This is a genomic window from Actinosynnema sp. NPDC023587 (assembly GCF_040640215.1).
Taxonomy (GTDB): Bacteria; Actinomycetota; Actinomycetes; order Mycobacteriales; family Pseudonocardiaceae; genus Actinosynnema.
The window spans coordinates 25,501-42,032 of the sequence record NZ_JBFABG010000025.1 but is presented as its reverse complement, the minus strand read 5'-3'; the positions used below and the strand labels follow the sequence as shown (position 1 = coordinate 42,032).

The following is a 16,532-nucleotide window of genomic DNA, read 5'->3' as shown; positions in this document are numbered from 1 at the left end:
CTCAGCCCACCCTGCTGTACTTGTGCACGCGCCAGCCCTCGGGCAACTTCGCCACGGTCAGCACGAGCTTGCCGGTTTCCAGGTCGGCTTCGAAATCGACCGAATCGGTGGTGGACCGACTGGCCTTGACCGGGCTCTTGATCTCCTTGGGCACGTTGGCCGGGTCGACGGACTGCAACGTGGGCAGCAGTTCGTCCGAGGTCCACGGCTTGAGCCCGGCCAGCCACTTAGCGTTGGTCATGCCCGCCGGGTGGTTGAGCCACGCGTCGATCCAGCTCTCCGCGACCAGTTGCGCGTCGGCGGTGACCGGCGCGGACGTCGCGGACGCGGTGGGGCTGGGTGCTTTGGTCGGCAGCGGCGTCGTGGTGCCCGTGGGGGGCAGCACGCCGATCTGGTTGCCGGTGCCGGGCGCGACCGGCCTGGTGGAGGTGGTGGTCGTGCCGGCTGCGGTGGTGGGCCGCGAGCCGACGACGCGGTCGACGACGATGCTGGACGTGGCGACCAGCGCGACGACTCCGACGACGGTGGCGATCAAGTGCCGGGGTGACCGCAACGGCCACCCCCACAAGCGGCGGTAGACCGCCGTGCGCCCCCGGTTGGTCCTGATCGGCATCAGCTGTCCCTGACCTCAAGTCCGCGCGAAGGCCGGTAGATCACGTGGACCTGCCTGCCCGCTACCACTTCGGTCTCGGCTCGCCTCGGCCCCGGCACGACCGGGGTGTCGGCGATCCGGGTGAAACCGTTCGTCACCCGGGAGGGCACCAGGACGGCGTCCTCCGAGCGGTCCCAGGTGCGGTCCGCGACGGGTGGGGTGTCCACGACCCTGGACCGCCCGGACGACAGGGCCGCCGGGCCGCTGTGCGCGCCGATGGGCAGCGCGGCCTGACCGCCGCCACCGCCTGCACCGGGGCCGAGCTGCGGCTGGCCGCCGGTCCGGTCGAGCCGGTGCGCGGTGGCGACGACCGGGTTGGCCGCCTCGGGCCGCACCCGTCCCCGTCCCCGCTGCGGCACTTCCGGGCCGTCGGGGTCGGAGTCGCGGACGGTGTCCCAGAACTCCTCCTGCGGCGACGGTCCGGCGTCCTTCTTGCGCCGCATCCGCGAGAGGAGCCCGCCGCTCATGGGCAGCGCGTTCCGGGCGGGGCCGACCGACACCTCGACCATCTGCCACATGCGCCGCAGCGGTTTGCCGACCATGAAGCACACGAGCGTGAGCATCAGCCCGAGCAGGGTCCTGGTCAGCAGCGACAACCCGGTCGCGTTGAAGATCTCCTGGAGCAGCAGCGCGTGGATGCCGGCCAGCACGGCGAGCACCAGCACGTTGAAGACGGTGACGGCCGCCGCGCGGCCGACCTTGCGCAGCAGGTCGTGGTGCAGCAGTGCGACCAGGCCGATGAGCGGGCCGGCGAGGGTGATGAGGCGCAGCAGCAACTGGGCCAGCAGGACGGCGGCCTTCGCGAAGAGCTGGAACAGCGAGAACGCGACCGATTGGAGGAGCGACAGGAATCCCGCACCGGTCCGCCCGCCGTCGCTGCCGGTGAAGTAGCCGCGCACCGGTCCGAGCTGGGTGGCGATGTTCTTGTACTCGTTCCGCTTGGCTTCCAGCGCGACCTTGTCGCCGTCCTTCTGCTCGTCCAGCTCGACCACGGTCCAGGCCTGCACGTTGAGCAGGCGGGGGCCGAACTCCTTGGCCTGCGCCGCGTCCGGGGTGCCGAACTCGCCGCGCAGCCAGCTCTGGTAGACGACCGAATCGTGCAGGCGGGACGGCAGGACGTGCAGGGTGCCCTGCTCCTCCGGGTTCTCGATGAACCCGGCTTGGATCTCGGCGGTCTTGGTCACCAGGGTCTCGTCGAGGAGTTTGTAGAACTGGGGCAGGGCGAGCGCCGAGGTGGCCAACCACATCGCGGCGAGCGCCCACAGCCCGCGTTTGCTGATGGAGGCGAGGTCGCCTTGCCAGATCTGCCGGAACATGAGGATGGCCAGGATCAACGCCACGAGGCCGAACCAGCGCAGGTAGACGTTGTCGTAGACCCGCTGGACACCTTCCTTGACGGCGTCGTCCAGCGGTTTGAGCAAGCCGTTGCCCATCACCGTGTAGTGCAGTGCGTTGGTGATGCCGACGATGTTCTTGGCAACGTTGAACAGCTCGTTGCCCATCCACGTGTCGAGCACCGCAGAGGTGTCCGGGAGCTTGAGACACGTGTCCTGGTAGGTGTGCCACACCATGCCCGCGTACCCGTAGGTCAGGTAGGGCGTGTCCTTCAGACCTTGGCCGTCGGGCGGGTCGAGCGCCCCGACCATGCCCGATCCGGGCCGTTCCGGGTTGGGCGCTTCACCGCAGTCGGCGGCGTTCGCGGCCGGAGCCCCGAGCACCACCTGGAGGCTCATGATCGCCACGACCGTCGCCATCGACGCCCACCGGGCGCGCCCCCTGCGGGTGCGAACGGGCCCGGCCTGACCCTCTGCGGCACGGGCGCGTCTGAACCGCCGCCGCGCGTAGAGCGCGGCGGCGATGACCGCCGCCAGCAGGAGGGTGCTCATGCCGCGCCTTCCCGTCCCTTGCGGCGGTTTCCTCCCTCGCCGTGCGCCGAGTCGACCAGTTGGGGGTCGGCCAGGCCGACTTCCAGGTCGGCCGCGAGTTCGTCGTCGTACTCGTCGGTGAGGCCCTCGTCGTAGGCGAAGGGGTCCTGCGGCGGCGAGGAGAGTTCGACCTCGCCCTGGTCCGGGCCGTCGCGCAGGGCGTCGGGGGTGGTGTCCAGGGAGTTGCGGAGGTGTTCGAGGTGCGGGCCGGAGAAGTCGATGCGGATGCGTTCGACGCCGCCCGCGCCGTCGCCGAAGATGAACTGGCGGGGGGCGCGGTCGCGTTCGGTGCTGTTGCGGATGCCGCCGGGGCGGCGGCCGAGGGAGGCGACGACCTGTTCGTAGCCCGCGCCGACGGGGACCTTGAGCAGGCGCAGCGCGTCGGCCTGGGCCTGGTCGTCGTCCAGCCGGCCGACGAACACCGAGTCGAGCAGGGTGACGAAGCCCTGGATCTTCAGGAAGTCGGCGGGGATCTGGGAGGACAGCAGGACGCGGACGTTCCACTTGCGGGAGTCGCGGGCGAAGCGGTTCATCAGCACGCGGCCCGTCGGGACTTCGGACAGGAAGAACGCCTCGTCGATCCACACGCCCTTGCGGAGGTCCTTGGGGCGTTCGTAGATGGACCGCTGGGTGAGCCACGCGGCGAGGTTGAGCATCTCGACGCCGAGCGACTCCGCGTCGGTCCAGTGCTCGCGGCCGGTGCCGTCCTTGGGCAGGTTGAGGCCCGCCATGGTGAGGACGGTGAGGCGGTCGTCGCGCTGCTCGTTGTACGGGTCGGCGTCCTGCTCGGGGATGAGCAGCGACATGCGCTCGCGCATCTCGTCGAGGAAGTCGGCGACCACGACGGCGTGCTCGTGGTGTTCCGACGAGTCGCGGCGCAGGGCTTCGAACACCTGGCCGGGGTGGGCGTCGGGGCGTCCGCCGACGGTGCGGACGGCGCGCAACAGCACGATCCTGGTCTGCGGGAGCCGCGCGACCTCGAACGGGAGCAGGCCGGTGAGCACGTCGAGGACGAGTCGGCGGCGGGTGGCGGCGGCCAGTGCGCGTTCGCGCCGCCACGCCCGTTCCGGGTCTTCCTCGTCCAGGAAGTGGTCGAGCTGGGGTTCGGCGACCACCCGGTAGGGGTTGAGGATGCCGGGTTGGGCGTTGAGCAGGTTGATCGGCCGCGCGTAGGGCTTGAGCTCGGGCAGCTCGCACAGGGCGGCCAGCGGGCCGGACGGGTCGAGCAGCGTCCAGTGCGCGCCGGACCGCAGCGTCTTGTAGACGATGCCGCCGCCGAGGAACGACTTGCCCGCGCCGAGGCCCGCGACCATCGCGGACAGGCCGGACGCGTCGCGGAGCTCCTGGGCCATCCACGGGTCCCAGGCGACGGGGCGGCGGGTGGCGGTGACGGTCTCGCCGAGCAGGATGCCGCGCCGGTCGCCGACCTCGGCGGTGGCGGTGGGCACGGACGAGGCCGCCCACAGCACGGAGCCGCGGCGCAGGTACGCCGACGAGGACAGCGACTCGCCGGGGATGAACTCGCGCGCGATGGCGTACTGGGCCTCGGGGTGCTCGATGGCGACCTTCGGCTTGTACAGGTCGAGCAGGGCCTGGGCCAGGCGCAGCGCTTCGCGCTCGGTGGGGCCGGACACGGCGAGCCGCCACCAGGAGCGCACGCGGGTGCCCAGCGCGGTGAAGCCCGACGTCATCTCGTCGTCGATCTCCAGCACCCGGGACGCCTGGCGCGCCAGCGACTGCGGCGGTTCGAGCTCGTGCTCGTCGGTGTAGTGCCGCACCTGGGAGCGGACCTTGTTCATCTGCCGGGTCAGCTCGCCGGAGACCTCTTCGGGCCGCCGCACGTAGATGCGGGCGGACCACTCGACGGCGGCGGACAGCCGGTCGGAGCGCTGCACCCACGGGTCGTCGATCTCGGGGATCTGGAGGCCGTGCATGAGGCCGACGGTGAGCACGGCGACGTGCCGCTTGATGCCGGCGTTGGAGCCGGTCCGACCCCGCACGGTGACGGTCGGCGAGTACGGCTCCTGGTGGAAGTCCGCGGCGTCGGTGAACGACGCGAGGTCTTCGGGTTCCCACGGCGCGCCGGGCACGGCGGGCAGGTTGCGCGGCGCGGGCAGGCCCAGCGAGCACGACCGGTGCATCAGCCAGGACATCTCCTCGGCGGTGACCGGCCGGCCTTCGAGCCCGGCGGAGCCGATCACCTGGTCGAGGTGGTCGACCTCGGACTCGATGGCGACGAGTTCGGCGTCGACGGCGTCCGGGAAGACCTTGCGGAGCACGGGCGCGGCGCGTTCGACGGCGCGGTCCATCATGTTCCGGGTCTGCACCTGGACGCCCAGGTAGACCTCTTTCTCGGCCATCGAGCGGCCCATGAGCTGCTGCTGCTCGCCGACCATGTAGTCGTCGAACGACAGCGTGCCGGGCGTGTCGGGCAGCCGGCGCACCGCGTTGTGCACGTGCGCCTCGGCCCACATCCGGATCGGGTAGGGCCGGGTGGTCACCCGCAGGTGCATCCACCGGCCCTGGAGCTCGGCGTACTGGCCGGCGATCGCGGCGATCAGGTCCTGGCGCTGCGAGTCGGAGCGGAACGACCAGCGCTGCGGGGCGAGCTTGTACCAGGCGTACACCTCCTGGCCGGTGCGCAGCAGGTGGCCGTCGATGCTGCGCGCGGCGATCGACGGGGTGTAGCTGGGCACCGCCTGCTCACCGGGCAGGCGTCGGCCACGCTTGGAGTAGACCTTCCGGTCGTCCCGCGCGGCAGCCGCGTGCTGGGCCACGTGCTGCGCTGCGGAACGACGGGTGCGGTCACGCCGGCGTCCGAACACCGCGAACCTCCTTCTTGCGACGGTCTGGCTGCCCGCGGTGCTGGGACCGGGCGGCGCGCGCGGCGCGCTTCGCCCCCTTCTCGGAAACACGTTTCCGAGGCCGGTTCTGGTTGACCCGGATGCGGGCGGCGCTGGCCGCACCGCCGTTGCCCGAGGTCGTCTCGCGCGGTGAGTTCAGCTCGCGCACCCACATCGTCATGACCGACGACAGCGGGCGCTCGTGGCTGATGCGGGTGCAGATGTACCGGGTCAGGGCGACCGTGAACACGAAGCCCCACCCGGTGTTGATGAAGTCGAACCCGAAGCCGACCTGCCGCTGCATCGCCGTGACCAGCAGGAAGACCACGATTCCGACGCCCCAGGCCACGTAGCGCGCACGCCACGGGAAGGTCGCCTTGGGCGGGCCGAGCCAGACGGCGTCGACCCGGTAGACCTCGTCGTCAGTGCGTACCCGCAAGGGTCACCCGCCGGTGAACAGGCCGGCGATCCACTGGCCGATGTTCGCCCCGGCGTTCGTGGTCACCGCCAGTCCGATGATGCCGAGCGCGATGATCACGCCCCCGAGTCGGCGCATGACACCGGCGTTGTCGCCCTTGCCGCCGCCCAGCCACAGCAGCAGGACCGCGACGGTCAGCAGCAGCAGGGGTACCAGGTTGTCGAGGATCCACTGGCGCACACCTCCTGTGCCCAGGGCGGGTTCTGTCTGCTGCGCGAGTGTTACCAGGGTGTGGGCGGTCATCTCAGTACTCCTGAGTACGCAGGACTTCGCCGGGCGGGCCGAGGGTGCCCGTCCGGTTGGTGCGCCAACGAGTAGAACACGTCTTCGTCACGAGGTGTATCTGTCGGTTCGCGGTGAGTAGATCACTGGCCGTTCCCCTGAGCCTCGATTACGTCTAATCTGACCACAGACATCATGGGTCGAGGGGAGCCGGTGGAGAACCGGCGACACTGGATTCTCCCGATTGCTGAGACAGTTCACCCGACTGCGAATTTCCAGGTCACGCACCGTGTGCACGGCCTCGCTCCCCATTGTCCAACCCACTGTGCGATTGACCCGTCCGGCCGGAACGTTAGCCCGAACGAACCGCACCCCGGAGTGACGACGCCGAGGAGGCTCGCAGATGGCTCAGCCACCCGAAGCCGCGCCCGAACCGGTCTCCGCAGTGAACGAGATCACCGTCTCGGTCACCGTCTCGGGCAATGATCAGGTTACCGGCACGGACGGCCGTCCGGGGCGGCGGGTGCAGCGGACGGTCAACTTCGACCAGGAGGTGCTGGAGCGGGCCCGCGCCGCGGCCACCTTCCTGGCCGCGTACGAACCCGCGGCGGGCGTGCGGAGCCTCGCGGACATCGTGAACCCGGCGGTCGAGGCGTACGTGGCGGAGTTGGAGCAGCGCTTCAACGGCGGCGAGGCGTTCCGCCCCGTGCACCGGATGCCGCCGGGAAGACCTGCCCGACGCTAGAACCCGAGGAGCACTCGTGCCCGTGACCGACACCGACCCCCGCTACGGCGACCCCGCCGCGCCCGCCACCCCGTGGTCCCTGGCGCGGGGGCGACTGGCCGAGGCCGAGGTGTACTGGTTGTCCACGGTCCGGCCCGACGGCCGACCGCACGTGACGCCGCTGATCGCGGTGTGGCACGACGAGGCGGTGCACCTGTGCACCGGCCAGGACGAGCGCAAGGCCCGCAACATCGCGGAGAACCCGAACGTGGTGCTGACCACCGGCGACAACGCGCTGCACGGCGGCTTGGACGTCGTGGTCGAGGGCACGGCCCGACGGGTCGTGGACCCGGCCGCGCTGGCGGACCTGGCCGCGGTGTGGGAGGCGAAGTACGGGCCGGACTGGCACTTCGACGTGACCGAGGGCGGTTTCGCGAACCCGCACGGCGTGGCGCTGGTGTTCCGGGTCGAGCCGGTCACCGCGTTCGGGTTCGGCAAGGACCCCTACAGCCAGACCCGGTGGCGGTTCTGACCGCACGGCGAACGGGGCCCTTCCACCCCCAGTGCCAGGGGAAGGGCCCCGCCGTCGAGCGGGGGTCAGCTCGTGCCGGAGATCCGCCAGAAGCCGAGCGTCGGCAGGGTGTCCGGGCCGACCGGTCCCTTGTTCCAGAAGTAGTCGTTGTGGTTCGCGATCCACGAGTAGCCGATCGGGCCCATGGTCGCCCAGCGCACCCACGACGGCTGGGTGTCGATGGACGCCTGCGCCCACGCGTCGCGGACCTTCATCGGAGCCGGCCGGTTGCGCAGCAGGTAGTTGCCGTACCGGGCCCCGTGCGCGGAGCTGTGGTACGACACGGTGTCGAAGCTGTTGATCTGGTGCAGGCCGTGGAACGCCCGGCCCCACCGCTGCGCCCAGTTCTGGCCGCCGGAGGTGGTCTGGAGGAGCGACGCGGTGTAGAGGCTCATCCACTCCACGTCCCGGTTGCCCCAGCGGGCGTCCCGGTTGGACAGGAAGGTGTCGGTGTTGCTGCTGCACCCGGCGAAGGAGATGCCGGTGGGCGAGCCGCGACCGTGCCAGTAGGTCAGGTCCACGTCGTCGGTGTAGACCTGGTCCTGGCCGCCGGCGAAGGCCGGGTCCTTGAAGTCCCGCTCCCACGCGTTCGAGTCGAGCCAGCTGAACTGCACCGGGATGCCCCGGCTGGTGAACTGGTTGTTGAAGCCGTTGACGTCGGTCGCGGTCCACGGCAGACCGGCGCACCGGCCGGTGCCCTCGCTGCCCACGTCGATCCGGGGAATCCACTGCGGGGAGACCACACCGGCGTTCTCGGTGCGCGGCGGCTGGCTCGGGCCGGGCTCGGGCAGCGTGCCGTCCACCGCGGCGGGCAGCGTCACGGGCTGCACGATCGCGCTGTTCGGGTCGGTGCCGGAGCAGCGGATGCTCGGCTCCAGCCGCGTCGTCTTCTCCGACAGGGCGGGCGCGTCGTAGGCGTAGGACACGTCGGTGATCCGGGTGTCCGCGGCGAAGACCTTGGCGCACCGCGCACGGGACTCGGCCAGGTCGAGCACCTTGATCGTGCCGGTCTTGACCAGGTCGCGCGTGTTGTAGACGAGGCCGGTGACCGCGCCCTTGCCGTCGAGGGCGACCCGGACCTTCGCGCCGCCGCCCTCCAGCGGGATGCCGTCGAGGGAGAACGCGAAGGACACCGCGGTGTCCAGCGGTGCCGACGCCACGACGTCGCCCCCGGTGCCGACGACCTCGAACGTGGTGTTCGACGCGGAGGCCACGGCGTTGCCGGGCAGCAGCCCGACCCCGCGCAGGGTTTCCTGGACCTTCTTCACGGCGGCGTCCGCCGGGACGGCGCGCAACTGCTTGAGCGCTTCGACGTCGAGCTGGGTCTGGGTGGTGGGCACGCCGTCCTCGCCCGGCTGGCCCGCGCCCTTGTCCAGGCCGGGGACCTTCAGGTAGGTGGCCTCGTCGGTGAACGACACCGAGCCGTCGCTGTCGCGCTGCACGCTCTTCAGGCCGAACGCCCGCTGTAACGCGGTGGCCTGGTCCAGGCTGAGCCCGGCACTGCGGACCGCGTAGACCGGCAGCTCGACGGTCGCGGCCGACGCGGTGACCGTGCTGGTGACGGCCGCCGCGCCGACCAGTCCGGTCAAGGCGAGCCAGGTGGCGGCCCGCTTGGTGGCTGACATGGGTTTCCTCCTCCTCTGACCGCGGAGCAGGGCCCGCGGTTCGGCTGGAGGACGAGGCCGCGCACGGCCTGATACCGACGACCACTCGAACGGCGTCATTTTTGTAACATCGTTGCGGCGCAAGGGATCTATAGGCGGACCAGTACGCCCGGAGACGGTTCTCGGGTGAGTGCCGGGTACGGCGGCCGGGCCGGCGGGCCGGGCGTTCGGCCTCGTGCGGGGTGGTCGGCGCGGCACCCCCGGTGCGGGGTGCCGAACCGGGGGGTGCGGATGAGCCGGCATGTAAGCCGGATTCTGTCCCCGGGTGCCTCGCGGCGGTCCCGGTGGGCGGCCATCCATCTCGGCCTGCCGTCGCCGACAGGCTCGTGCGGCCTACCCGCAGGCATCGGGCGGGCCGCCCTCGATCGCCTGCGCAGACGCCGAAGCGCCCTCTTGGCCTTGCTCCGGGTGGGGTTTACCTAGCCGCCCCCGTCACCGGGGGCGCTGGTGGTCTCTTACACCACCGTTTCACCCTTACCCCGACTCGCGCCGGGGCGGTCTGTTCTCTGTGGCACTGTCCCGAGGGTCGCCCCTGGTTGCCGTTGACAACCACCCTGCCCTGTGGAGTCCGGACTTTCCTCGGCGGCAGACACAAAATCTGCCGACGCGACCGCCCTGCCGACTCATCCGCGCCGCCAGCATAGCCGGACACGTCCCAGGCTGTGGAACCAGGAGCCCGCAACCTTGTCGTGATGTGGAACGAACTGCTCTACTCGAAACATGGCAGGAAATGGGGGACTTACCCGCCGTCGGCACGTGGACTACGGTCGCACCGCCGCCGCCATCTGTTGTCGCTGACAGCTTTTATCTCGTAGTCCGAGCTTTTTCGGGAAGGTGTCAGCGAACCATGTCCTCCATTCTGGTTATTTCCGGCAGTCCTTCTCCCACGTCGCGCACCGGGATTGTCGTGGCGCACGTCGAACACCTCCTGCGCGACGCGGGGTACGACGTGCGGACCGTGCACGTGCGCCAGTTGCCCACGTTGTCGCTGCTCACCGAGGACTTGCACGACCAGGAGATCGCCGACGCGGTGAGCGCCGTGCTGCGCGCGGACGGCGTCGTGGTGGCCAGCCCGGTGTACCGGGCGGCGTACAGCGGCCTGGTGAAGGCGTTGCTCGACCTGCTGCCGAAGAAGGCGTTGCGCGGTCGGGCGGTGCTGCCGCTGGCGACCGGCGGCAGTCAGGGATTCCTCGTCGCGATGGACTACGCGTTGAATCCGCTGCTCACCGGCAAGGGGGCGGACCAGGTGTTGCGCGGTGAATTCGTGCTCGACCCGGACATCGTGGGCGAGGTGATCGCGCCCGCGTCGGCCGAGGCGCTGCGCGGCGCGGTGGACCGCTTCACGCTGGCCGTGGAAGAAGCCCGGTTCCGCCGCAAGCGCACCCAGTTGCGGCCCGCCGTGTGAGCCGGGGCTCCCGCGCCGCCGGTGACGGATCGCCGGCCGGCGGGGAGGCACCGGCGGCGTCCGCCGGTACCGCGTCAGTCCAGGTGCGAGGTGTCGTTCACGAGCCGGACGGACGCGTGGCCGTCGGGGTAGAACTCGACCACGGACAGCGACGCGAGGTCCAGGTGCAGCCGGTACAACAACGACGGGCCGGCGTCCAACCCCATCCGCAGCAGCGACTTGATCGGCGTCACGTGGCTGACCACCACGACGTCGCGACCGCCGAACCGGGTGATCAGCGCGTCCCGCGTCCGGCGCACCCGGCGGTGCACCACGTCGAAGCTCTCGCCGCCCGGCGGGGCCACCGAGGGGTCGCCCAGCCACCGCCGGTGCAGGTCCGGGTCGTGCTCGGCAGCCTCGGCGAACGTCAGGCCCTCCCAGCCGCCGAAGTCGGTCTCGATCAGCCCGTCGAGCGCCTCCACCTCGACCCCGAGCGCGCCCCCCACCGCGGCGGCCGTCGCCGCGGCACGCCCCAGCGGCGACGACACCACGGCCGCGACGCCGTCGAGCTTCGCCAGCCGCGCGGCGGCGGCCTCGGCCTGCCGGCGGCCCACGTCGGTCAGCGGCGGGTCGCCCCGGCCGGAGTACCTCCGGGCCGCCGACAGCTCGGTCTGCCCGTGCCGCACCAGGTGCAGCCGGGTCGGCTCGCCCACGGCACCGGTCCACGACACCGGCGTCGCCCCCGACGCGGTGCCCGACGCGGTGCCCGGGGCGGCGGGCTTCGCGGCCGGGGCACGCCCGGCCTGGGCGTCCATCGCCTCGTTGGCGAGCCGGTCGGCCACCTTGTTGCGCTCGCGCGGGATCCACTCGTAGGACACGCTCGCGATCCCCGACGCCACCTCGCGGGCCTCCCGCGCGAGGGGCTGCATCGAGGGGTGCTTCACCTGCCAGCGCCCGGACATCTGCTCCACGACGAGCTTGGAGTCCATCCGCGCGACCACCGCCGAGGCACCCAGCTCGACCGCCGCCCGCAGGCCGGCGATCAGCCCGCGGTACTCGGCGACGTTGTTGGTGGCGACCCCGATGCCCTCGGCGCGCTCGGCGAGCAGCTCGCCGGTCGCCGCGTCGCGCACCACCGCGCCGTAGCCGGCGGGCCCGGGGTTGCCCCTCGACCCGCCGTCCGCCTCGACGACGACCTTCACAGCCCGGATTCCCCCGTGCGCACCATGATCGCGCCGCACTCCTCGCACTGCACGACCTCGTCCGCGGCGGATTCCTTCACCTTGGAGAACGCGCTGCGGTCCAGCTCGATCCGGCACGCGCCGCACCGGCGGGACTGGAGCAGCGCGGCCCCGATGCCCTTGTGCACCCGCACCCGGTCGTAGAGGGCGAGCAGCGGCTCCGGGAACTGGGTGGTGGCGAGCTTGCGTTCCGCGGTGCGCTTGGTCTCGGTGGACTCCAGGTCGGCCAGCGCGCTGTCGCGGCGGCGCGCGGCGTCGGACAGCGCCTCCTGCGCCTTGTCCAGCTCGACCCGCGCGTGCTGCACGTCGGCTTCGACGGCCTCGCGGCGCTCCATCAGTTCGAGCAGGTCGTCCTCCAGCGCGGCCTGGCGACGCCGGAGGGTCGCCATCTCGTGCTCCAGGTCGGTGAGCTGCTTCGCGCCGACCGTGCCGGCCTGCATGAGCTTGCGGTCCCGGTCCTCGCGGGCGCGGACCTGGTCGATCTCGGTCTCCTGGCGCTTGACGTCCCGGTTGAGGTCGCCCAGCGTCGTCTCGATGGTGGTCAGCGCGTCCTGCTTGGCCCGCGCGGACTTCTCGGCCTCCGCGATCTCCGCGATCTCCGGCAGCGTGCGGCGGCGGTGGGTGACGCGCGACAGTTCGGCGTCCACCTGCGCCAGGTCGAGCAGCCTGCGCTGCACGGCGGGATCGGCTTTCACTTCAGCGGCCTCCAGTTCGGGTCGTCACGCCAACGGTCCACGGGTCGGTCCGGCGAGTCGAGACGAGAACGTCGACCGTACCGTCGAAAGCGTTCCGCACGATGCCCGCCGCCTGCCCACACCACGGCCACTCGCTGGCCCAGTGGGCCACGTCCACCAGCGCGGGCCCGCCCCGGGCGAGGTGCTCGCCCGCCGGGTGGTGCCGCAGGTCGGCGGTCACGTAGGCGTCCACCCCGGCCCGGGTCGCCGCGCCGAGGTAGCTGTCACCGGCACCGCCGCACACCGCGACCCGCCGCACCGGCCGTTCCGGGTCGCCGGCGGCGCGCACGCCCCACGCCGTGGCGGGCAGGGCGTCCGCGACGCGGCGCGCGAACACCCGCAGCGGCTCGGCGGCGGGCAACTCGCCCACCCGGCCGATGCCGGTGCCCGTGCGGGACGGCACCTCGGCGATCTCCACCAGGGAGAACGCCACTTCTTCGTAGGGGTGGGCGGCGCGCAGGGCGGCCAGCACCGGGGACCGCAGCCCCCGGTCCAGCACGACCTCCACCCGGGTCTCGGCGACGCGCGACACCGAGCCCACCGACCCCACGGCCGGGTCGGCACCGGCCACCGGGCGGAACTGCCCGACGCCGTCCACGGTCCACGCGGCGTCGCGGTAGTCGCCGATCGCGCCGGCTCCGGCGGCGTGCAGCGCGGACAGCACGCGCGCCGCCGAGTCGACCGGGACGTAGGTGGTCAGCAGGTCCACCGCCGGGGCCGGGGCGGCGCTCAGCGGACCGGTCACGGTCAACCCCAGGGCGTCGGCCAGTGCGTCGGACACGCCGGGCGAGGCCACGTCGGCGTTCGTGTGCGCCGTGTAGAGCGCGATACCGGCGCGGATCAGCCGGTGCACCAGCGCGCCCTTGGGGTCGTCGGCCGGCACCCCGTGCACGCCGCGCAGCAACAGCGGGTGGTGCGCCACCACGAGCTGGGCACCCACCGACTCCGCTTCGTCCACAACGGACGGATCGGGGTCGACGCAGAACAGCACCCGCGACGCGGTCTCGCCGCGATCGCCGCACACCAGCCCCACGGCGTCCCACGACTCGGCCGTGGCGGGCGGATAGGCGGCCTCCACCACGGCCAGCACGTCCCCGACCGACGTCACCGCTCCTCCAGCACCACGCGCAGCGCGTCCACCAACAACGCGAACTCCTCGGGCGGCCGGACGGCCACCCGGAGGTGATCGGCGGTCAGCCCGGGGAACGTGTCCCCGCGCCGCACCGCGATCCCCTTGTCCCGCAACGACAGTCGTACCCGTTCGCCGCCGGGGACCCGCAGCAGCGCGAACGGCGCGGACGGCGGCACCACCACGAGGTCGCCCAGCGCGCGCACCGCGGACGCCGTGTGCTCGCGGCAGTCGAGGGCCAGCGCCGCGGCCTCGGCCACGGCGGCGGGCTCGCAGCAGGCGGTGACGGCTTCCAGCACCAGGCTGCCGACCGGCCACTGCGGCCGGGGCAGCGCCAAGCGCGCCAGGAGTTCCGGTGCCCCCAGCGCGTACCCGGCGCGCAGCCCGGCGAGCCCCCACGTCTTGGTCAGGCTCCGCAGCACCAGCGTTCCCGGCACCCGCGCCGAGGCCAGCGACTCGACCTCGCCGGGCACGGCGTCCGCGAACGCCTCGTCGACCACCAGGACCCGGCCGGGCCGGCTCAGCGAGGCCACCACCTCGGCGGGGTGCGACACGGAGGTCGGGTTGGTCGGGTTCCCCAGGACCACCAGGTCGGCGGAGTCCGGCACGGCCCCCGGCCGGAGCCGGTAACCGTCCTCGGCGGACAGCAGGACCCGGTGCACCGGCACGCCGGCGTCGCGCAGGGCGACTTCGGGTTCGGTGAAGGAGGGGTGCACCACCACCGCCGAGCGGGGCCGGAGCGCGGGCAGCAGCGAGAACCCCTCGGCCGCGCCGGACAGGACGAGGACCTCGTCCGCGTCGCGCCCGTGGCGGGCGGCGACGGCGGACCGGGCCCGCAGGTCCTCGGCGGCGGACGGGTAGCGCCCCACCGCGTCGAGCACGCCCGCCAACCGCTGCCGCAACCAGGCGGGCGGCGCGGTCATCCGGACGTTCACGGCGAAATCGGCGAGACCGGGTGCCGCGTCGACGTCCCCGTGGTGCCGCAAGAGCGCCCGTCCGGAATCCTGGCTGGTCATCGCCTGAAGTCTAGGCGATGGGCGGACCCCCACCGACCGCCCCGACCACGCCCGGTGCCGCACGCGACACCGCCGGGAACCGGCGCTGTCACGAGATCTGCGACACGGCCCACTCCAGGTAGGCCACCGGCAACTGCCGCAGGATTCCCAGCGCCTCGGACTCGGGCACCTCCGGCAGCGCCCGCGCGGTCTGCTCGGCCAGGCTGCGGCAGTAGGCGACGGTCTCGGCCACCATGCCCCCGGCCCGCAACCCGGCCAGCAGCCCGGCCAGCTCACCGTCTTCCCACGTCCCGCCGCGCGCGGCGAGCAGCTCCCGCTGCTCCTCGGTCAACGACCGCAGCAGCGGGAACGTGTAGACCCCCTGCCGGATGTCGTTGCCCACCGGCTTGCCCAGCCGCTCCACCGACGACGTGAGGTCCAGCAGGTCGTCGAGGATCTGGAACAGCAGCCCGAAGTGCGCCCCGTACTCCGAGAGCCGGGTCGCCACCTCGTCCGACGCCGCCGCGCAGTGCGCCGCCAGCACGCACCCCACCCGGAACAGCGCCCCGGTCTTGAGCGCGACGGACCGCAGCGCGCTGTCCGGCGACCGGTGCACGTCGTACAGGTCCAGCACCTCCAGGACCTGCCCCTCGACCAGGTCGGTCACCGCGGCGGCCAGCTTCCCGGCCGCGTAGGGCGAGATCGACTCCAGCGCCGCCTGGCTGGCCCGCGCCAGCATGAAGTCCCCGACCAGCACCGCCGGGCCGGGACCCCACTCGGCGTTGACCGTCGGCACCCCGCGCCGCTCGACCGCGTTGTCCATCAGGTCGTCGTGCACCAGCGACCCGGCGTGCAGCAGCTCGACGCACGCCGCCGCCGTGACGGCCTTGTCCGGGATCTCCCCGGACAAAGCCAGCGACCCGGCGAGCATCACCACCGAGCGCAGCCGCTTGCCGCCGGCGGCGGTGATCCGGCCCGAGAACGAGTTGACGATCGGGACCGTCGAGGAGGTGGCCAGCTTCCGGATCTCGTCCTCGACCCCCGTCAGCGCGCTGGCCAGCGCCGGGATGGTCGGCATGGTCGTGGTGGGCACACCGCCGATCCTCGCGCGCGCCTGCTGAGAGGCCGCTGAGACGCCGGACCCGCGCTTCCGGACCCGTGCGCGGAGCAGCCCGGAGCACGACCGCGGAATCGTTCCGCGAAACGACTCAGAGCACCGACGCGGCCACCGCGAGCAACACCACCGCGATGCACAGAATCCAGTGCCACCGCATCGGAGGGCGCGCGTCACCTGCCGCGAAGTCGCGTAGTAGGGGGTCGCTCATGTTTCCTCTTCCCGAGGTGCCACTACACGAACAACGTCGTGGGGAAACGTCGGAACGTTACCCTTCGGCACGTTTGCGCAAGGTCGCGTCCACTTCGGACATCACCCGCGCGCGATCCCGTCTGGCCTGCTCACGGCGCTCCTGGTCCCGCACCAATTGTCGCACGGCGTCGTCCCGGTAGCCGGCGGATTCACGGTGGAAACCCTCTTCGAACCACCACCACGAACGCAGCCCGACACGCGCGACACGCACGGGCTGTTCCCGCCTGCGCACGTCGAGTGACGGATAGTCGGTGATACGCACCGGCGGGCATCCGGTGGCCACGAAGAAATGGCGTTTCCGGAACAGGAATCCGCGATCGGTGAAGAATCCGGCGTTCGGGTCGGGCAGCAGGTCCGCGTTCGGCACGGTCGGTCGGGGCTGGGCGAACGCGGGTGTCTCCGGCTGCGCTCCCCGCCACCACGACAGGCCCGCGAACGCCGCGAACCCCGCGACGAGCAGCAGCAGCACCGCGACCACGCCTGACATCGATCCCCCACCACCGGCCGGCCCGCCGGTCCCCGTGGCGGCGATCATATTCCGCGACCACCCGACCGGGTCCGACCCGGGTGACCTCGTGACCGTGACCAGCGCGGGCACGTCGCC

At 72.1% G+C, this 16,532-nt stretch carries 15 protein-coding genes and 1 other RNA gene; 3 read left to right on the top strand and 13 right to left on the bottom strand.

All coding sequences use genetic code 11. The annotated features are described in order from the left end of the window. Position 1 precedes the first annotated feature (1 nt). Genes AB0G01_RS34110 through AB0G01_RS34090 form a run of 5 tightly spaced genes read right to left on the bottom strand, consistent with a single transcriptional unit; the run spans position 2 to position 6,141 of the window. Positions 2–613 carry a hypothetical protein gene (locus AB0G01_RS34110; protein ID WP_360954641.1) on the bottom strand — a complete coding sequence of 204 codons (612 nt, stop codon included), beginning with the start codon at positions 611–613 and terminating at the stop codon, positions 2–4. Further along, a complete protein-coding gene (locus AB0G01_RS34105; protein ID WP_360954638.1) occupies positions 613–2,538 on the bottom strand; it encodes a hypothetical protein in 1,926 nt (641 codons plus the stop codon). The genes AB0G01_RS34110 and AB0G01_RS34105 overlap by 1 nt, the downstream gene beginning before the upstream one ends. Then, the gene (locus AB0G01_RS34100) at positions 2,535–5,354 is read right to left on the bottom strand and encodes an ATP-binding protein (RefSeq protein WP_360954691.1); all 2,820 of its coding nucleotides are present in this window, start codon (positions 5,352–5,354) and stop codon (positions 2,535–2,537) included. Before AB0G01_RS34100 ends, AB0G01_RS34105 begins: the two co-directional genes overlap by 4 nt. 28 nt (positions 5,355–5,382) lie before the next feature. After that, the gene (locus AB0G01_RS34095; protein WP_360954635.1) at positions 5,383–5,859 is read right to left on the bottom strand and encodes a hypothetical protein; all 477 of its coding nucleotides are present in this window, start codon (positions 5,857–5,859) and stop codon (positions 5,383–5,385) included. A 3-nt stretch (positions 5,860–5,862) separates the two neighbouring features. Next, positions 5,863–6,141, bottom strand: coding sequence for a hypothetical protein (locus AB0G01_RS34090; RefSeq protein ID WP_360954632.1), 279 nt, complete (start codon positions 6,139–6,141; stop codon positions 5,863–5,865). 382 nt (positions 6,142–6,523) lie between these two features. Between AB0G01_RS34090 and AB0G01_RS34085 the strand changes: the two genes are divergently transcribed. Together AB0G01_RS34085 and AB0G01_RS34080 are read left to right on the top strand one after the other, a co-directional pair. Further along, positions 6,524–6,865, top strand: a complete 342-nt coding sequence (locus tag AB0G01_RS34085) for a hypothetical protein (RefSeq protein ID WP_360954629.1) — start codon at positions 6,524–6,526, stop codon at positions 6,863–6,865. A gap of 22 nt (positions 6,866–6,887) precedes the next feature. Beyond that, on the top strand, positions 6,888–7,376 hold the full coding sequence (locus AB0G01_RS34080) for a pyridoxamine 5'-phosphate oxidase family protein (RefSeq protein ID WP_360954626.1): 489 nt from the start codon (positions 6,888–6,890) through the stop codon (positions 7,374–7,376). Between the two features lie 65 nt (positions 7,377–7,441). Here AB0G01_RS34080 and AB0G01_RS34075 read toward each other — a convergent pair whose 3' ends face one another. Together AB0G01_RS34075 and rnpB are read right to left on the bottom strand one after the other, a co-directional pair. Next, on the bottom strand, positions 7,442–9,040 hold the full coding sequence (locus AB0G01_RS34075) for a DUF6345 domain-containing protein (RefSeq protein WP_360954623.1): 1,599 nt from the start codon (positions 9,038–9,040) through the stop codon (positions 7,442–7,444). A gap of 267 nt (positions 9,041–9,307) precedes the next feature. Continuing rightward, an RNA gene (rnpB, locus tag AB0G01_RS34070) (RNase P RNA component class A) lies at positions 9,308–9,705 on the bottom strand. Positions 9,706–9,809: 104 nt separating this feature from the next. On the opposite strand from rnpB, the gene ssuE reads away from it, so the two are divergent. Next, positions 9,810–10,484, top strand: a complete 675-nt coding sequence (gene ssuE / locus AB0G01_RS34065) for an NADPH-dependent FMN reductase (RefSeq protein ID WP_360954620.1) — start codon at positions 9,810–9,812, stop codon at positions 10,482–10,484. A 74-nt stretch (positions 10,485–10,558) separates the two neighbouring features. Here the strand turns inward: ssuE and AB0G01_RS34060 are convergent, their stop codons facing one another. The 6 genes from AB0G01_RS34060 to AB0G01_RS34035 all read right to left on the bottom strand — a co-directional run bounded on the left by AB0G01_RS34060 (position 10,559) and on the right by AB0G01_RS34035 (position 16,406). Next, positions 10,559–11,665: a bifunctional RNase H/acid phosphatase gene (locus AB0G01_RS34060; protein WP_360954617.1), complete on the bottom strand. Its 1,107-nt coding sequence runs from the start codon at positions 11,663–11,665 to the stop codon at positions 10,559–10,561. Beyond that, complete coding sequence (locus AB0G01_RS34055) at positions 11,662–12,399, bottom strand: C4-type zinc ribbon domain-containing protein (RefSeq protein WP_360954614.1); 738 nt, start codon at positions 12,397–12,399, stop codon at positions 11,662–11,664. Before AB0G01_RS34055 ends, AB0G01_RS34060 begins: the two co-directional genes overlap by 4 nt. Position 12,400: 1 nt before the next feature. Next, on the bottom strand, positions 12,401–13,519 hold the full coding sequence (locus tag AB0G01_RS34050) for a Nif3-like dinuclear metal center hexameric protein (RefSeq protein ID WP_360954688.1): 1,119 nt from the start codon (positions 13,517–13,519) through the stop codon (positions 12,401–12,403). Positions 13,520–13,542: 23 nt separating this feature from the next. After that, positions 13,543–14,583 (bottom strand): Rv2231c family pyridoxal phosphate-dependent protein CobC, encoded by a 1,041-nt coding sequence (gene cobC / locus AB0G01_RS34045; RefSeq protein ID WP_360954611.1) that lies wholly within the window; start codon positions 14,581–14,583, stop codon positions 13,543–13,545. A gap of 88 nt (positions 14,584–14,671) precedes the next feature. After that, on the bottom strand, positions 14,672–15,655 hold the full coding sequence (locus AB0G01_RS34040) for a polyprenyl synthetase family protein (RefSeq protein WP_360954608.1): 984 nt from the start codon (positions 15,653–15,655) through the stop codon (positions 14,672–14,674). Between the two features lie 289 nt (positions 15,656–15,944). Beyond that, positions 15,945–16,406, bottom strand: a complete 462-nt coding sequence (locus tag AB0G01_RS34035) for a hypothetical protein (RefSeq protein WP_360954605.1) — start codon at positions 16,404–16,406, stop codon at positions 15,945–15,947. Positions 16,407–16,532 lie beyond the last annotated feature (126 nt).

Excerpts from the sequence above, each read along its gene's own strand:
- AB0G01_RS34105 (WP_360954638.1), bottom strand. The coding sequence starts at position 2,538 with ATGAGCACCCTCCTGCTGGCGGCGGTCATCGCCGCCGCGCTCTACGCG.
- ssuE (WP_360954620.1), top strand. The coding sequence starts at position 9,810 with ATGGGGGACTTACCCGCCGTCGGCACGTGGACTACGGTCGCACCGCCG.
- AB0G01_RS34090 (WP_360954632.1), bottom strand. The coding sequence starts at position 6,141 with ATGACCGCCCACACCCTGGTAACACTCGCGCAGCAGACAGAACCCGCC.
- AB0G01_RS34110 (WP_360954641.1), bottom strand. The coding sequence starts at position 613 with ATGCCGATCAGGACCAACCGGGGGCGCACGGCGGTCTACCGCCGCTTG.
- cobC (WP_360954611.1), bottom strand. The coding sequence starts at position 14,583 with ATGACCAGCCAGGATTCCGGACGGGCGCTCTTGCGGCACCACGGGGAC.
- AB0G01_RS34085 (WP_360954629.1), top strand. The coding sequence starts at position 6,524 with ATGGCTCAGCCACCCGAAGCCGCGCCCGAACCGGTCTCCGCAGTGAAC.
- AB0G01_RS34075 (WP_360954623.1), bottom strand. The coding sequence starts at position 9,040 with ATGTCAGCCACCAAGCGGGCCGCCACCTGGCTCGCCTTGACCGGACTG.